Source organism: Pseudoalteromonas sp. M58, from assembly GCF_042604605.1.
Lineage (GTDB): Bacteria > Pseudomonadota > Gammaproteobacteria > Enterobacterales > Alteromonadaceae > Pseudoalteromonas > Pseudoalteromonas tetraodonis.
On the sequence record NZ_CP152390.1, the window covers coordinates 2,895,930 to 2,912,737 of the forward strand.

The 16,808-nt window shown below is 41.8% G+C and carries 13 protein-coding genes; 12 read left to right on the top strand and 1 reads right to left on the bottom strand.

The window, feature by feature from the left end:
• Positions 1–40 precede the first annotated feature (40 nt).
• On the bottom strand, positions 41–1,960 hold the full coding sequence (gene ftsY / locus AAGD16_RS13335; RefSeq protein ID WP_377112340.1) for a signal recognition particle-docking protein FtsY: 1,920 nt from the start codon (positions 1,958–1,960) through the stop codon (positions 41–43).
• Positions 1,961–2,164: 204 nt separating this feature from the next.
• Here ftsY and rsmD point away from each other — a divergent pair, with 204 nt between their 5' ends.
• The 12 genes from rsmD to AAGD16_RS13395 all read left to right on the top strand — a co-directional run bounded on the left by rsmD (position 2,165) and on the right by AAGD16_RS13395 (position 16,787).
• Positions 2,165–2,770: a 16S rRNA (guanine(966)-N(2))-methyltransferase RsmD gene (rsmD, locus tag AAGD16_RS13340; RefSeq protein ID WP_013465959.1), complete on the top strand. Its 606-nt coding sequence runs from the start codon at positions 2,165–2,167 to the stop codon at positions 2,768–2,770.
• A gap of 145 nt (positions 2,771–2,915) precedes the next feature.
• Positions 2,916–3,131, top strand: coding sequence for a 30S ribosomal protein S21 (rpsU, locus tag AAGD16_RS13345; RefSeq protein WP_002957797.1), 216 nt, complete (start codon positions 2,916–2,918; stop codon positions 3,129–3,131).
• Positions 3,132–3,150: 19 nt separating this feature from the next.
• Positions 3,151–3,597, top strand: a complete 447-nt coding sequence (locus AAGD16_RS13350; RefSeq protein WP_016899740.1) for a GatB/YqeY domain-containing protein — start codon at positions 3,151–3,153, stop codon at positions 3,595–3,597.
• A gap of 166 nt (positions 3,598–3,763) precedes the next feature.
• Positions 3,764–5,515, top strand: coding sequence for a DNA primase (dnaG, locus tag AAGD16_RS13355; protein ID WP_058155287.1), 1,752 nt, complete (start codon positions 3,764–3,766; stop codon positions 5,513–5,515).
• Positions 5,516–5,639: 124 nt separating this feature from the next.
• Positions 5,640–7,484 carry an RNA polymerase sigma factor RpoD gene (gene rpoD / locus AAGD16_RS13360; RefSeq protein WP_028835594.1) on the top strand — a complete coding sequence of 615 codons (1,845 nt, stop codon included), beginning with the start codon at positions 5,640–5,642 and terminating at the stop codon, positions 7,482–7,484.
• A 71-nt stretch (positions 7,485–7,555) separates the two neighbouring features.
• On the top strand, positions 7,556–8,437 hold the full coding sequence (gene prmA / locus AAGD16_RS13365; protein ID WP_377112345.1) for a 50S ribosomal protein L11 methyltransferase: 882 nt from the start codon (positions 7,556–7,558) through the stop codon (positions 8,435–8,437).
• A gap of 282 nt (positions 8,438–8,719) precedes the next feature.
• The gene (gene dusB / locus AAGD16_RS13370) at positions 8,720–9,691 is read left to right on the top strand and encodes a tRNA dihydrouridine synthase DusB (protein WP_024601713.1); all 972 of its coding nucleotides are present in this window, start codon (positions 8,720–8,722) and stop codon (positions 9,689–9,691) included.
• A 19-nt stretch (positions 9,692–9,710) separates the two neighbouring features.
• A complete protein-coding gene (gene fis / locus AAGD16_RS13375; RefSeq protein WP_002957804.1) occupies positions 9,711–10,001 on the top strand; it encodes a DNA-binding transcriptional regulator Fis in 291 nt (96 codons plus the stop codon).
• Between the two features lie 332 nt (positions 10,002–10,333).
• Entirely contained in the window at positions 10,334–11,920 is a 1,587-nt protein-coding gene (gene purH / locus AAGD16_RS13380; RefSeq protein ID WP_058155289.1) for a bifunctional phosphoribosylaminoimidazolecarboxamide formyltransferase/IMP cyclohydrolase, read from the top strand.
• Between the two features lie 109 nt (positions 11,921–12,029).
• Positions 12,030–12,848, top strand: coding sequence for a class I SAM-dependent methyltransferase (locus AAGD16_RS13385; RefSeq protein ID WP_013465965.1), 819 nt, complete (start codon positions 12,030–12,032; stop codon positions 12,846–12,848).
• A 14-nt stretch (positions 12,849–12,862) separates the two neighbouring features.
• On the top strand, positions 12,863–14,149 hold the full coding sequence (gene purD, locus AAGD16_RS13390) for a phosphoribosylamine--glycine ligase (protein WP_024601711.1): 1,287 nt from the start codon (positions 12,863–12,865) through the stop codon (positions 14,147–14,149).
• Positions 14,150–14,246: 97 nt separating this feature from the next.
• Positions 14,247–16,787 carry an EAL domain-containing protein gene (locus tag AAGD16_RS13395; RefSeq protein ID WP_377112350.1) on the top strand — a complete coding sequence of 847 codons (2,541 nt, stop codon included), beginning with the start codon at positions 14,247–14,249 and terminating at the stop codon, positions 16,785–16,787.
• Positions 16,788–16,808: the final 21 nt, after the last annotated feature.

Below are 16,808 nucleotides of genomic sequence, written 5' to 3' on the forward strand. Positions count from 1 at the left end.
TCCTTGCAATTAAAAAGGGAGCAGGCTCCCTTTTGGTAAATTAAACGTCGTCCTCATCTTGGCTAAATAGCGCGTCAATAAAGTCATCGCTCTTGAAGGTGCGTAAATCATCAATACTTTCACCTACACCAATGTAACGAATAGGAATATTAAACTTATCAGCAACGGCAAAAATAACCCCGCCTTTAGCGGTGCCATCAAGCTTTGATAGTGTGATACCCGTTAAACATACACATTGGTTAAATAAGTTTACTTGGCTAATAGCATTTTGGCCTGTGCCAGCATCAATTGTCAGCATCACTTCATGCGGTGCATCTGGGTCTACTTTTTTCATCACACGGGCTATTTTTTCAAGCTCTTGCATTAAGTTATCTTTATTTTGCAAGCGCCCTGCTGTATCGGCAATTAACACATCAACATTACGCGCTTTAGCGGCTTGAAAGGCATCAAATACCACTGAGGCGCTATCAGCACCAGTGTGCTGAGCTATAACAGGAATACTATTACGCTCACCCCAAACTTGAAGCTGCTCTACTGCTGCGGCTCTAAATGTATCACCGGCAGCAAGCATTACCGATTTACCTTGGTTTTGAAATTGTTTCGCCATTTTACCAATGGTGGTGGTTTTACCTACGCCGTTTACACCTACCATAAGGATAACGAAAGGTTTTTTGTCTGCTGGTATTTCTAAAGGCTGCTCTGCTGTTTTCAGCATAGTTGCCATTTCTTGCTTCATTAATTCATAAAGCGCATCACCATCTTTAAGCTGCTTGCGATCAGCGGCGTCGGTCAGGCTATCGATTAGCTTCATGGTGGTATCAACACCAAGATCGGCAGTGAGTAACTGAGTCTCTAATTCTTCAAATAACTCATCGTCAATTTTTTTACCGCTGAAAATTGAGGCAAAGCCAGAACCAATATTAACGCGTGTTTTCAGTAAGCCTTTTTTGAGGCGAGAGAAAAAACCTTCTTTTTTAGGTTTTTCCGCTTTTATAGCTTCTTCCTTTGCAAGCTCTGCGGTCAGTCGCTCTTGCTCTAGGCGTTCAGACTCCTCTTCAGCAGCCAGACGCTCTTGTTCTAAACGCTCGTTCTCAGCTTGCTCTGCTGCAATACGCTGTTGTTCTAAACGTTCGTTCTCAGCTTGTTCTGCTGCAATGCGCTGTTGTTCTAAACGCTCATTTTCAGCTTGCTCTGCTGCAATGCGCTGTTGTTCTAAACGCTCGTTCTCAGCTTGTTCTGCTGCAATGCGCTGTTGTTCTAAACGCTCATTTTCAGCTTGCTCTGCTGCAATGCGCTGTTGTTCTAAACGCTCGTTCTCAGCTTTCTCTGCTGCAATGCGCTGTTGTTCTAAACGCTCGTTCTCAGCTTGCTCTGCTGCAATACGCTGTTGTTCTAAACGCTCGTTCTCAGCTTGTTCTGCTGCAATACGCTGTTGTTCTAAACGCTCGTTCTCAGCTTTTTCTGCTGCAATGCGCTCTTGCTCTAACTGCATTTGCGCTTCTTGTTCTACTAAACGCTTGGCTTGCTCTTGTCTTTGTTGCTCTGCATCTGCCAGCTGTTTAGCTAATAGCTCTGCATTAGCGTGTTCAATCGCTTGTTTTTCTTCTGCCGCTGCGCGCTGTGCTTGCGCCTGTTTCTCTTGCTCTAAACGCTCGGCCTCTGCTTCAACTTGTAAACGCTCTACCGCAGCTTGCTCTGCAGCTAAACGTTCTTGCTCAGCTTTTTCAGCTTGCTCTTGTGCTAAACGATCTTGTTCAGCTGCAATTCGTGCTTGTTCTATACGCTCGGCTTCTGCTTCAGCTTGTAAGCGCTCTGCCTCAGCTTGCTCTGCGGCTAAACGCTCTTGTTCGGCTTTTTCTGCCTGCTCTTTTGCGAATGCTTGTTGTTTATCAGCTTCTGCTTGTTTTTTATCTGACTTGCCAAAACCGAGCCACGACATGAATTTACTTTTTTTTGCCATACTTGCTAATAACCACTTATAAAAATCTGATAAACTAACGATAATGATAGCGTGCTTTTAAGTCTAAATAATTGCTTTTAGCAACACGTTATCCTCGAGGGTGCATAATAGTAACACTTTTAGCGCAGTTGAAAAATGACACGCCGTGATATGATTGCAATATTATCTGAGCTAGATCATAGATACCAATTTTTAGTGAGTTAAATGAGAAAAAAAACCACACAAAATAACACCACTCATAAATCAGCTGATGGGGTTATTAGAATCATTAGCGGCCAATTTCGCGGTCGAAAACTGCCAGTAAAAGATGTTCAAGGTCTGCGTCCTACAACCGACCGAATTAAAGAAACGGTGTTTAATTGGTTGATGCACGATACCCGCGATGCGCACACTCTCGATTGCTTTGCCGGTTCCGGTGGATTGGGATTTGAAGCATTGTCGCGTTTTGCAAAACACACCACATTCATAGAGCTTGATTCACAAGCAGCAAAACAATTAGAGCAAAACATTGCGACGCTTGATGCACAAAACGCGCAAGTCGTTAATACCAATACACTGACGTTTTTAGAGAGAAAAAACACCAGTGACACATTTAATTTGGTTTTTATTGACCCGCCATTTCGCAAAAATTTAGCTCAATCATGCTGTGATTTATTGGAAAATAATCAATGGCTCGACCCCGAAGCATTGATATATGTTGAGGTAGAAACTGAGCTAACCTCGTTTAAAGCACCAAATAACTGGTTGTTAATTAAAGAGAAAAAGGCAGGTCAGGTTTTTTGTAGACTGTACCAACGCCATATAAATTAACACTGTTTTAGCTGCTGTGTTTCTGTTAATATTATCCTTTACATGTGGTGTTGCTTCGGATTACAATACCGCACCATTTTTGAACCACTTGATCAATGTTTGATCAACTTGAGCAACGCTCATAATTTAGGTAGGTGAATTTTTAATGCCAGTAATTAAAGTAAGAGAGAACGAACCGTTTGACGTAGCACTTCGTCGCTTCAAGCGTTCATGTGAAAAAGCAGGTATCCTTTCAGAAGTTCGTCGTCGCGAGCACTATGAAAAACCAACAGCTGAGCGTAAGCGTAAAAAAGCAGCTGCTGTTAAACGTCACATGAAAAAACTTTCTCGTGATAACGCTCGTCGCGTTAAATTATACTAATATATTAGGTCTTGTATAAATGAGCCTTTTAATAACGCTAAAAGATGCGCAAAAAGATGCGATGAGAGCCAAAGACAAACAACGTCTTAACCCTATTCGTATGGTACTTGCTGCAATCAAGCAACGTGAAATTGACGAGCAAATAACACTAGACGACGCAGGTATTACCTCCGTTATAGTGAAGCTTGTTAAACAACGTCGCGACTCTTACACTCAGTACAAAGATGCTGGGCGTGATGATTTAGCTGATATTGAAGCCAATGAAATTACAGCACTTGAAGCTTTTTTACCTCAACAATTGAGTGAAGAAGAAATTATTGCTCTCATTGACGCGGCTATTGCTGATACTAACGCAGCAGGTATGCAAGACATGGGTAAAGTAATGGGTATAATCAAAAGCAAAGCCGAAGGTCGTGCCGATATGGGCAAAATCTCAGGTTTAATTAAGCAACGATTAACTGCCTAATACCCCCACATACATTTAGTATGATTGAAGTAAACCGAGCCTTGAGCTCGGTTTCTTCGTTTAGATATTTAGTACTTCAAAAAATTATGCATTTGTGTTCAAATCTTTGCGTATTATAATTCGTTTTCATCACTTTTCTATTTATCTTAGGGCTGTACTTTAAACAATGGCTGGAAAGATCCCACGCAACTTTATCGATGATTTATTGGCACGAACCGATATTGTCGACCTGATTGACTCAAAGGTAGGGTTGAAAAAAGCGGGCAAAGACTATCAAGCTTGCTGTCCTTTTCATAATGAGAAGTCGCCTTCATTTACCGTATCGCAAGATAAACAGTTTTATCATTGCTTTGGCTGTGGCGCTAACGGCAATGCTATTTCTTTTGTAATGGAGTATGACAAACTCGAGTTTGTTGATGCAATTGAGGAACTAGCCAGTTTACTTAACCTTGATGTTCCTCGCGAACAAGGTAGCAGTAATGGACCAGAGCGCACAGCGGCACAAAAACGTTCAGACTATGATCTAATGCTGCATGCAGCACGCTTTTATCAACATCAGTTAAAACATCACAGTAACTCTGAAGCGGTAATCGATTACGTTAAAGGTCGCGGCTTAAGCGGTGCAACCGTTAAAAAGTTTATGATAGGTTATGCGCCCAGCGAATGGGAAGGGCTCTGCCAACAACTTGGGCGAAACCAAGAACAAAAAGAACAATTAGTTGAGCTTAAACTCGCATCTGAGAAAACCCCAGGCAAACAGTTCGACTTTTTCCGTGATCGCTTAATGTTTCCAATTCGTGATAAACGCGGCCGCGTTATTGCTTTTGGTGGGCGAGTAATGCAAGCCGATCAAGGGCCTAAATATTTAAACTCTCCGGAGACGCGCATATTTCATAAGGGCTTTGAACTCTATGGGCTTTATGAAGCTAAACAAGCACACAAGAAGCTTGACCATGTACTGATTGTTGAAGGCTACATGGACGTAGTAGCGCTGGCAGAACAAGGTATTGAATATGCCGTAGCAGCCCTTGGTACAGCGACAACCAGCGAGCACATGCACACTTTATTTAGAACCACAGATAAAGTTATTTGTTGTTACGATGGTGACCGTGCAGGTAAAGATGCTGCGTGGCGCGCACTCGAAAATGCGTTGCCTTACTTAAACGATGGCAAAGCACTGCATTTTGTATTTTTACCCGATGGTGAAGACCCTGATTCACTCGTACAACAAGAAGGTAAAGCAGCTTTTGAGCAACGCCTTGAAAACGCAGATGACTTCACTAAAGTGCTGTTTAATAAACTAAGTAAAGAGATTGATTTAACACTAGATTCCGGTAAGGCTAAGTTACTCAGTGCGGCACTGCCCCTGATTGAAAAGATCCCAAGTGAGTTTTACCAAGAAAATATCCTAGAGCAACTTGGGCGATTGATTGGCCGCACCCGTGAGCAACTCAATAATCACTTAAAAACGCCAAAACAGCAGCAAGCAATTGAACGAAAATTTAAAATTACACCCATGCGCCAAGCAATAGGGATTTTAATTCAGCACCCTAACTTGGCTAAAAGTGTGCCCTATTTACCCGATTTAGCTCAAATGAATATTGCGGGTATTGGCTTATTATTGCGACTACAACATCAAGCATTACAAAAAGATGGCATTACCACCGCACAAATTCTTGAATCATTTCGGGACACCGATGACTACGAGCCATTAACTAAGTTAGCGACATGGCAACATCAAATAAATGAAGAGCGTTTAGAGACTGTTTTCCAAAATACTTTCAAATTTATTGAAGATCAGTGTTTAAATTATCGACTAGAGACCCTATTAATAAAAGACAAGACACAGGGCCTAAATAGCGACGAACGACTAGAATGTCATTTACTAATGACAGCGTTAAAAGCAACGAACAGCTAGTCAGATTTGATTTAGGCTGTTATACTGTGCTATTCACTGCGTCACATTATTCTGGTTAGCCTTTGAGCAAACTCCATGATGGCGCCTGTTGTATCAACTTATCAGAGTGGAAGAAACAATCTCTATGGATCCAACTCCTCAGTCACAATTAAAACTTCTGATTCAAAAAGGTAAAGAGCAAGGTTACTTAACTTTTGCAGAAGTTAATGATCACCTTCCACAAGATATTATCGACTCAGATCAAGTAGAAGATATCATTAGCATGATTAATGACATGGGTATCAAGGTTAGCGAAAACGCGCCTGATGCCGATGAATTAATGATGCAAGAAACCACGACAGACGAAGACGCAGCGGAAGCTGCCGCTGCAGCCCTTGCTACTGTAGAAAAAGAAATTGGCCGTACAACTGACCCTGTTCGCATGTATATGCGTGAAATGGGTACTGTTGAACTTCTTACCCGTGAAGGCGAAATTGTTATCGCTAAGCGTATTGAAGAAGGCATTAACCAAGTTCAAATTTCGGTTGCTGAATACCCAGAAGCGATCACTTACCTACTTGAACAGTGGGATAAGTTTGAAGCAGAAGAGATGCGTCTTAGCGATATTATCTCTGGCTTTTTCGATCCTGATGCAGAAGAAGCACCACCTATTGCTGCCACCAACATTGGTTCTGAATTAAGTGAAAAACAACTTGATGACAGCGACGATGATGACGATGACAGCGATGATGAAGACGAAGAAGAAGTAGATACAGGTCCAGATCCTGAAGAAGCGCGCATCCATTTCGAAAATTTACGTGATTTATACACCAAAGCACGTGAAACATTCGATAAGAAAGGTCGCTCTCATCCAGAGTCTCAAGCCGCTATTTTAGAAATCGGTGAGCTGTTCAGAACCTTTAAACTCGTGCCTAAACAGTTTGATCGCATGGTTAATAACATGCGTGAAATGATGGACAGAGTTCGCGTTCAAGAACGTCTTATCATGAAGCATGCAGTTCAAGTTTCAAAGCTGCCAAAGAAAACCTTTGTTAAGCATTTTGCAAACAACGAAACTGACACAGCATGGCTTGATATTGAAATTGCAGCAAACGAAAAGCATTCAGCTAAACTTGAAGAAGTGAAGCCTGAAATACTTCGCTGTATTAGCAAACTTACTTCAATGGAAGAAAGCACAGGCTTAAGCATTGAACGTATTAAAGATATAAACCGTCGCATGAGTATTGGTGAAGCGAAAGCGCGCCGTGCTAAAAAAGAGATGGTAGAAGCAAACTTACGTCTTGTAATTTCAATCGCTAAAAAATACACCAACCGTGGTTTACAGTTCTTAGATTTAATCCAAGAAGGTAACATTGGTCTGATGAAAGCGGTTGATAAGTTTGAATACCGTCGTGGTTATAAGTTTTCAACTTATGCTACGTGGTGGATCCGTCAAGCAATTACGCGCTCTATTGCTGACCAAGCAAGAACCATCCGTATTCCAGTACATATGATTGAAACGATCAATAAATTGAACCGTATTTCACGTCAAATGTTACAAGAAATGGGTCGTGAGCCAAATCCAGAAGAATTAGCTGAACGCATGATGATGCCTGAGGATAAAATCCGTAAGGTACTTAAGATTGCAAAAGAGCCAATTTCAATGGAAACACCTATTGGTGATGATGAAGATTCGCACTTAGGCGACTTCATCGAAGATACCACTATTGATTCGCCAATCGATTCGGCAACAATGGAGTCTCTTCGTGGCGCAACTAACGACGTGCTCGCTGGCTTAACAGCCCGTGAAGCGAAAGTACTACGTATGCGTTTTGGTATTGATATGAATACCGACCACACGTTAGAAGAAGTAGGTAAACAGTTTGACGTAACACGTGAACGTATTCGTCAAATTGAGGCGAAGGCACTGCGTAAATTACGTCACCCTTCTCGCTCTGATTTACTGAAAAGCTTTTTAGACGCTAAATAATCTAGCGTTACATTATAAGTTAATTTAAAAGGCCGCTGTAGCGGCCTTTTTTCTATTTCAAGGAAATAAACATGGCTTGGATCCAAATCCGTATCAATGCCAATGCTGCAACCGCTGATGCAGTAAGTGACCTATTAATGGAAGCAGGCAGTGCTTCTGTTACTTTTATTGATGCTAAAGACACGCCTATCTATGAGCCTAAAATTGGCACTGTTGTATTTTGGGCTGACACCACAGTAATTGGCTTGTTCGAAGCTAATCACGATATGAACGCAGTGGTTGCGTTATTAAAACGCCATGATGAGCTAAAAGACAATTTAGTTTACAAAATTGAGCAACTCGAAGATAAAGACTGGGAACGTGAGTGGATGGATAATTTTCACCCTATTCAATTTGGCGAAAAACTCTGGATTTGCCCTAGCTGGCGCGACATTCCAGACCCAGACGCAGTCAATGTACTACTTGATCCAGGTCTTGCTTTTGGTACTGGCACACACGCCACTACAGCACTGTGTTTAAAATGGTTAGAAAGCCAAGACTTAACTGGTAAAACCGTGGTCGATTTTGGCTGTGGCTCAGGCATATTAGGCATTGCAGCAATAAAATTGGGTGCTGAGCGCATGATAGGGATAGACATTGACCCACAAGCGCTTGAAGCAAGCCTAGATAACGCTAATCGCAATGGTGTTGCTGACAAGCTTGAAGTGTACCTGCCAGAAAATCAACCTGAGTTTACTGCTGACATTGTAGTGGCAAATATTTTAGCGCAACCATTGCGTGAGCTTCATAGTGTTATTTTAGGCTTATTAAAGCCAGGCGGTAAAATTGCGATGTCTGGCATTTTAGAAGAACAAGCACAATCGGTTGCTGACATATACGCGCCCTTTGTTGAGCTCGATGAAATTGCCATTGAAGGCGATTGGACCCGAGTAAGTGGCACTAAAAGAGCGTAATAGTGCGTTATTAAAAAATTTAGAGTATTAACTCAAAAGTCGTATCTAAAGCCTGTATTTAACAGGCTTTACTATTTTTTTACATAATAAAAAATAAAGATTTTTTATTATAAAAGTAACAGCCGTTCAAAATTCACACAAATAAACCGCTTCGTCATACGGTTATCAAATGTCAATACGAAAAGAGCAAAAAAAAGTCACTTTTGTTCAATTTATAGCCTTTGATTTTTGCGTAAAAAGCCGTAAACTTAGCGCCCCTTGAAAAGAGGCCTATTGAATATCGTGCGTATCGGTTCATACCAACTTGAGAATAATGTCATTGTCGCGCCTATGGCGGGCATAACGGACAGACCATTTAGACAGTTATGTCGTCGTTTAGGCGCTGGCCTTGCTGTGTCTGAAATGCTGTCGTCTAATCCGAAGGTTTGGAAAACCGAAAAGTCGATGAACCGAATGGATCATTCTGGTGAGTCGGGTATACGTGCGGTGCAAATTGCAGGAGCAGACCCTGAGCTTATGGCACAGGCCGCACAATTCAATGTTGCAAACGGTGCACAGATCATAGATATCAATATGGGGTGCCCAGCAAAAAAAGTGAACAAGAAACTTGCAGGCTCAGCCTTATTACAGTTTCCAGAACTCGTGGAAGAGATTATTGATGCCGTAGTAAATGCGGTTGATATACCTGTGACACTTAAAATCCGTACCGGATGGGATCAGGACAACCGTAATGGTGTAGAGATTGCAAGAATAGCTGAACGTTATGGCATTGCATCACTGGCTGTACATGGGCGCACGCGCGCATGTATGTATAAAGGTGATGCTGAGTACGCCACAATTAGGGATATAAAACGTTCAGTGTCGATACCTGTCGTTGCTAATGGTGATATTACATCACCTGAAAAAGCAAAGCAGGTTTTGGACTATACGGGTGCAGATGCCATTATGATTGGTCGAGCCGCCCAAGGTCGCCCTTGGATATTTAGGGAGATAGACCACTATTTGCGAACTGGTGAACATATGCAGCCACCTGCTATAGCAGAGGTGCGCAGTATTTTAATGGAGCATTTAACCAACCTCCATGTGTTTTACGGTGAGCCAATGGGAGCACGAATCGCTCGCAAACATGTATCTTGGTATTTGCAAACCCATGACAGTGACGGTCAGTTTAGGCGAGTATTTAATGCGCTCGACAATTCAGAGGCACAGGTCGTCGCATTAGAGCAATACTTTAAAACACTAGCAGCTAACTAAGAAAGAAAGAGACTTTATAATGTTCGAACAAAACGTGACTTCTCCATTTATCACTAACCCTCATGTTCAGTCACACGAGAAACCGCAGCCATTGCGTGATGCAGTGAAAAAAGCTGTTCACCACTACTTAAAGCAGCTTAACGGTCAAGATGTGCAAGACGTTTACGACCTTGTTCTTTCTGAGCTAGAAGCGCCATTGCTTGAAGAAGTAATGACTTACACACGTGGCAATCAAACTCGTGCGGCAATTTTACTAGGTATCAACCGTGGTACTTTACGTAAAAAGCTTAAAAAATACGGTATGAACTAATACCAGCTATATTGAAACCGTAATCATTCTAACGAGCTAAATAAGCCCCTAACTGCGTTAAAAATTTTTTATGTAGAATAACTACACAGCAAAATTTTTGCCTTGTTATTGACTTATTTCTCTGTCGTTATAATTGCTTACTAATCCAATACAGCTGGTATAAAGTATTTTGAGTAAAAAGCACCTTAGGGTGCTTTTTTTATTTGTAAAATTTATTAACGAAATTGCAAAATGCTCACGCTTTATGGGTCGTTATAAGTCGTTTTTTGAGTCGTAATCAGTTAAAATACGCGCTTCTAAGCTAGCTCATTAACTGAGGAAATCAAACTACAATGGATACACATCGTCCTATACGTCGCGCACTTTTGAGTGTGTCAGACAAAACCGGTATTGTTGAATTTGCCCGTGCACTAGAAGCACAAGGTGTTGAAATACTTTCAACTGGCGGCACGTGTAAACTACTTGCTGACAATGCAATTAAAGTAACTGAAGTATCAGATCACACCGGTCACCCTGAGATCATGGATGGTCGCGTAAAAACCCTACATCCAAAAATTCATGGCGGCATTCTTGCTCGTCGTGGCCAAGATGAAGACGTAATGGCAGATAACAATATCTCTGCTATCGACATCGTTGTAGTTAACTTATACCCCTTTGCGAATACTGTCGCTCAAGAAAACTGCAGCCTTGAAGATGCTATTGAAAACATCGATATTGGTGGCCCAACGATGGTACGTGCGGCAGCTAAAAATCACAAAGATGTGACGATCGTTGTTAACGCAAGCGACTACGACCGTGTTATTAGCGAAATGCAAAATAACAACGGCTCAACAACCTACAAAACACGCTTTGACTTAGCTATTGCAGCGTATGAGCATACAGCGCAGTACGATGGCATGATTGCTAACTACTTCGGTAAAATGGTTCCTGATTACACAGAAGAAGCCGCTATCGATACTAAGTTCCCGCGTACTATTAATATGCAATTCACTAAAAAGCAAGATATGCGCTACGGTGAAAATTCGCATCAAGATGCCGCGTTTTATGTTGAAAACGACATCACTGAAGCGTCAGTGGCAACAGCCACTCAACTGCAAGGTAAAGCATTATCGTTTAACAATATTGCCGACACCGATGCTGCACTTGAGTGTGTAAAAGAATTTGATGTACCTGCGTGCGTAATTGTAAAACACGCTAACCCATGTGGTGTTTCAATTGGTGATAATATCTTAGAAGCGTACGAGCGCGCCTTTAAAACAGACCCAACGTCAGCATTTGGCGGCATTATTGCTTTTAACCAAGAGCTTGATGCTAAGACTGCACAAGCGATTGTTGAACGCCAATTTGTTGAAGTTATTATTGCACCAAGCGTAAGCCCTGAAGCGGCTCAAATAGTCTCGGCTAAGCAAAACGTTCGCTTATTAGAGTGTGGTGAATTCTCTGCTAAAGGCACAGGTCACGACATTAAGCGTGTAAATGGCGGTGTACTTATTCAAGACCGTGATTTAGGCATGGTAACGCAAGGCGACTTAACGGTTGTCTCTAAGCGCCAACCTTCTGAGCAAGAGCTTAAAGATTTATTATTCTGCTGGAAAGTGGCTAAATTTGTTAAATCAAACGCCATTGTTTATGCCCGCGACGGTATGACTATAGGTGTAGGTGCGGGCCAAATGAGTCGCGTTTACTCAGCTAAAATTGCCGGTATTAAAGCCGCTGATGAAAGCCTTGAAGTAAAAGGCTCAGTGATGGCATCAGATGCATTCTTCCCATTCCGCGATGGTATTGATGCAGCTGCAGAGGCTGGCATTACTGCTGTTATCCAACCAGGTGGTTCAATGCGCGATGAAGAAGTGATTGCGGCCGCTGACGAAGCTGGAATGGCAATGGTGTTTACCGGTATGCGCCACTTCCGTCATTAATCGCATAAAGAGCTAACGGGTTCAGTTAGCTCTTTTTGTTTGCACCAAATTCACGTATTCTGCTTATTCTATAACCATGACTAACAATTATAATGTGAAGGATTAGACGATGAAATTTGCACTAAAATCTCTACTGGTTGCCACACTGTCATTAAGCTCAACAATGGCGTTGGCACATAACCATGGCCACGACTCAGCATTAACAAATGCAGTTAAAGCAAGCGAGCGTAGCAGTGAGCGCGATCAATACCGCAACCCTGTAGAAACACTCGAATTTTTTGGCTTTAAACCATCTATGACCGTGGTAGAAATTGCCCCAGGTGGTGGTTGGTACAGTGAAATTTTAGCGCCAGCGCTGAAAGAGCAAGGCACCTATTATGCTGCGCACTTCCCTGCTGATTCATCGGTTGGTTATTACCAACGTTCTCTTGCTGGCTTTAAGGCTAAAATCGCTGAAGATGCCCGCTTTAGTCACGTTAAACTCACTGAGTTTGCCCCATCTACACATTTAGATATTGCTCCTGCGGCTAGCGCCGATATGGTACTGACTTTTCGTAATGTCCATAACTGGTACATGAGCAAAGATAAAGAAGCTGCAAGCAATGCGTTTAAGTCTTTTTACAAAGCACTTAAACCAGGCGGCACTTTAGGTGTGGTTGAACACCGCCTACCAGAAGAGCAAGATGATGAGATGCAAAAATCATCAGGTTATATGAAGCAAAGTGTGGTTATTGCACTTGCTGAACAAGCTGGTTTTGAACTTGAAGCAAAAAGCGATATTAATGCAAACCCTCTTGATACAGCCGATCACCCTAAAGGGGTATGGACCCTTCCACCGAGCCTTAGACTTGGCGAGCAAGATGCCGCTAAATATAAAGCCATAGGTGAAAGCGACCGTATGACGCTGAAATTTAAAAAACCGCTTTAAATAGGATATTCGCCATGAATGTATTAGTCATTGGCAGCGGCGGCCGCGAACACGCACTTGCGTTTAAGGCCGCTCAAAATACAAAAGTTAACACTGTTTATGTTGCTCCAGGTAATGCGGGCACAGCTCTTGAGCCAAAACTTGAGAACGTAGCAATTAACGTTGAAGACCTTGATGGACTGCTAAGCTTTGCACAACAAAATAATGTTGAGCTAACCATTGTTGGCCCTGAAGTACCGCTAGTATTAGGGGTTGTTGATAAGTTCCGTGAACACGGCTTAGCTATTTTTGGCCCAACCGCGGGAGCGGCACAGCTTGAAGGTTCTAAATCGTTCACTAAAGACTTTTTAGCACGTCATGCTATTCCAACCGCTGATTACCAAACGTTTGAACAAATCGACCCTGCGCTTGCCTATTTAAAAGAAAAAGGCGCACCGATTGTTATTAAAGCCGATGGTTTAGCGGCTGGTAAAGGCGTGATTGTTGCTATGGACGAACGCGAGGCTGAAGAGGCTATTCGCGATATGCTTGCGGGTAATGCCTTTGGTGACGCCGGTAGCCGTGTGGTCATTGAAGAGTTTTTAGAAGGTGAAGAAGCGTCGTTTATTGTCATGGTTGATGGTAAAAACGTACTGCCGTTTGCAACCAGCCAAGACCATAAACGCGCTTACAATGGCGATCAAGGTCCTAACACTGGCGGTATGGGTGCATACTCACCAGCGCCTGTAGTAACCGATGAAATTCATCAGCGCATTATGAACGAAGTGATCTACCCAACGGTAGAAGGTATGGCTAGCGAAGGCCATCCGTACACTGGCTTTTTGTATGCAGGCTTGATGATAGATGAGACAGGCACACCAAAGGTTATTGAATATAACTGTCGTTTTGGCGACCCTGAAACACAACCTATGATGCTACGCTTACAATCAGACTTAGTTGAATTGATTGAAGCTGCTAACCGTGTAGAGCTTGATAAAACCACCATTGAGTTTGATTCACGCGCTGCAGTAGGTGTTGTTTTAGCCGCTAAAGGCTACCCTGATAGTTACCCGAAAGGCGATGCTATTAGTGGCTTGAAAGTAACTTACCCTGAAGGCGAAAAAGTCTTCCATGCAGGGACTAAGCAAGACGGCGATAGCATAGTGACTGCCGGTGGTCGTGTACTGTGTGCTACTGCACTGGGTAATACAGTTACACAAGCGCAGCAGCGTGCCTATAAACTGGTTGATGAAATCAACTGGGATGGCATGGAATACCGTACTGACATTGCTTATCGCGCAATTGCTCGTGAACAATCATAACGATTGATAACTAACGAGTAAATTTTATAAAAGCGCAGATTATCTGCGCTTTTTACTGCTACACTATAAAAAAAAGTAATCTGGACATAGATTAATATTGGAATTTAAAACCTTGCGCTACCATGCGGTGGCAGTTGTAATACTTATTTTTATCTTTTTTATTATCAGCACATTGGCAACAAACTTTGTGATGCCATCACGCTATACCATAGATAAAATAACCCCTGTTTACCTCGATCATGCTTATTATATAGACAAAAGCAAAACACAAAGTTTTGCAGAAGTAATGACCAAGCAGGCGCTATTTACACAGCAAGAATTTAACGATATACCTTGGAGCTTTGAACAGCAAAATTATTGGTTACGCCTCGATTTAGAAAACAAAAGCAGCCAACAAGAAGATGTGGTTGCCCACTTTGATAACCCGATGGTAGATCATCTCACCATATATAGGCTCAATAGTAACAACCAACTACTCGACACTTATAAGCTTGGCGATAAAGAGCCACGTCTTACTTTATTTAAGTACAGCGTGCCCCACATTCGCTTTAACCTCGATGGCCAATCTACACAACGACTAATTATAAAAATAGATACCGTGGGGATCAGTAAAACCCCAATTCACTTGTATCGCCATAATGTATTTGTTGACTTAGTTCGCTCACAAACAGGCATTTGGGGAATTTTCGCGGGTGTCTTATTAATGGCCTCACTATATAACCTATTACTCTATTTTGGCATTAAAGACCGCGTGTACTTAGTTTATATTGGCTACATTATTAGTGCTATAGCATTAATGGGCACCGTTCTGGGGTTTGGTTTTTATTTATGGCCGCTAGAATGGCAGTTGTTTATTCACGAAAAAATAATTGTCGTTAATTACACTATTGCGTTTTTCACTCTCGCTTTTTGCACCATGTTTTTGCGATATCATAAAGACCGTTGCTGGCATTATAAATTAAGTGTTGGTTTACTCTGGCTAATGCTAGTGCTCGGTACATTAAGCTTTTTTATTCCCGAAAATATAGCTGCCCCCATATTTTTTGTAATTTTGGGATTACTTTATATCGTCTGCTTTATTTTAATTTATAACAAATTAAAAAGTGGCTTTAGATGGGCTAAGTTTTACGTATTTTCATGGGTGCCATTGATTATTGGTGCAGCCATTCAGCCTTTAGAGCTTACAGGCGTTATTACTTATAGCTTTTCAATACGTCATGCTTTTTTAATGGCCATTTTGTGTGAAATTGTCTTAATGGCCATGGCACTTGCCGATCGGGTTCGTTATCAGCGTGAGCGCGCTTTATATCATGCCACGCATACCCAGCAAACAAAACTGCTCAATAGCGCAAAGTTAAAGTATGCCTTTATGGCACTCAAAGCCCAGCAACGTTCCACCACTTTATGTTTGGTTAAAATACGTCATTTTAACTCGCTAAATACCATTATTACGCCCTCCCAAGGATATGAATTAATTAAGCATGTTGCGCACGAATTAGAATGCCAATTGAGCTTTGAGAGAGAATTTTTTAACTTAAGTAATGGCATTAATCAACCCGCTAAAATTGCTGATTTAGGTAGCGGTGTTTTTGCCTGTATCTCAACTAAAAACCAAAGCCCACACACGCTCGAAGAGTTATTAAAAAGGGTAGTAAATAAGTTACCAAAAACCTATCAAATCAAAGGGCTAGACTTACAACTCAATTACAGCGTGGGGATTAGTGCCTTTGGTAAACGTGATGACTTTGAATTTTGGTTGAAACGAGGCTACTTGGCATTACATAACGCTAAACATAGTCTAAGTAAGGTAAGCTCATCATCTGCGGACAGCAGTTTAGCTATGGACGTTGCGCTTGCTGCTAAGCTTCAACAAGCGATAAGAACGGATCAGCTCGCTCTGTTTTATCAACCACAAATTAGTTTAAAAGATAACAGTGTCAATGGTGCCGAAGCTCTACTACGCTGGCCTAATACTGAGTTTAAAAACATTTCCATAGAAAAACTAATTCTACTTGCCGAACACACCGGTATTATTAATGAATTAACACTTTGGGTGATAGAGCAAGCCTGCAAAGACATTGCAAAACTGGCAAATGAGGGCATAACTGAACATAGTATTAGCGTTAATTTAAGTGCAAAAAACCTAGCCATTGCCAATTTAACCGAAAAAGTAGAAAACCTTTTAATAAAGTATCAGGTTGCCCCTCATTTATTGAAGTTTGAGCTGACTGAATCAGCGTTTGTCGAAAATCAAGATGCGTTAGTCACCTTAGTTGGTGAACTTGCCACACTGGGCGTTAAGGTGGTGTTAGACGATTTTGGTACTGGTTATTCATCGCTTAGCTACTTAGTTAACTATCACTTTAGTGAACTTAAAGTAGATAAGTCGTTTGTGTATGATTTAACCGATAACCGGGCTCATCAGGTCATTGTGCAAACAGCTATAGATATGGCGCATAACTTGGGCCTTACTATCACGATTGAGGGCGTAGAAACTCAAGAAGTTCACCAGCTGCTCAACACCATGAAAGCCGACCGTACCCAAGGCTACTTGTACGCAAAAGCACTCTCTTATGATAATTATTTAGACTTCTTGAACAGCCAATACCGTCTAAAAATGTTAAGCTCCCCTTTTTAACATCTTTGGGGCCAAGTAAAG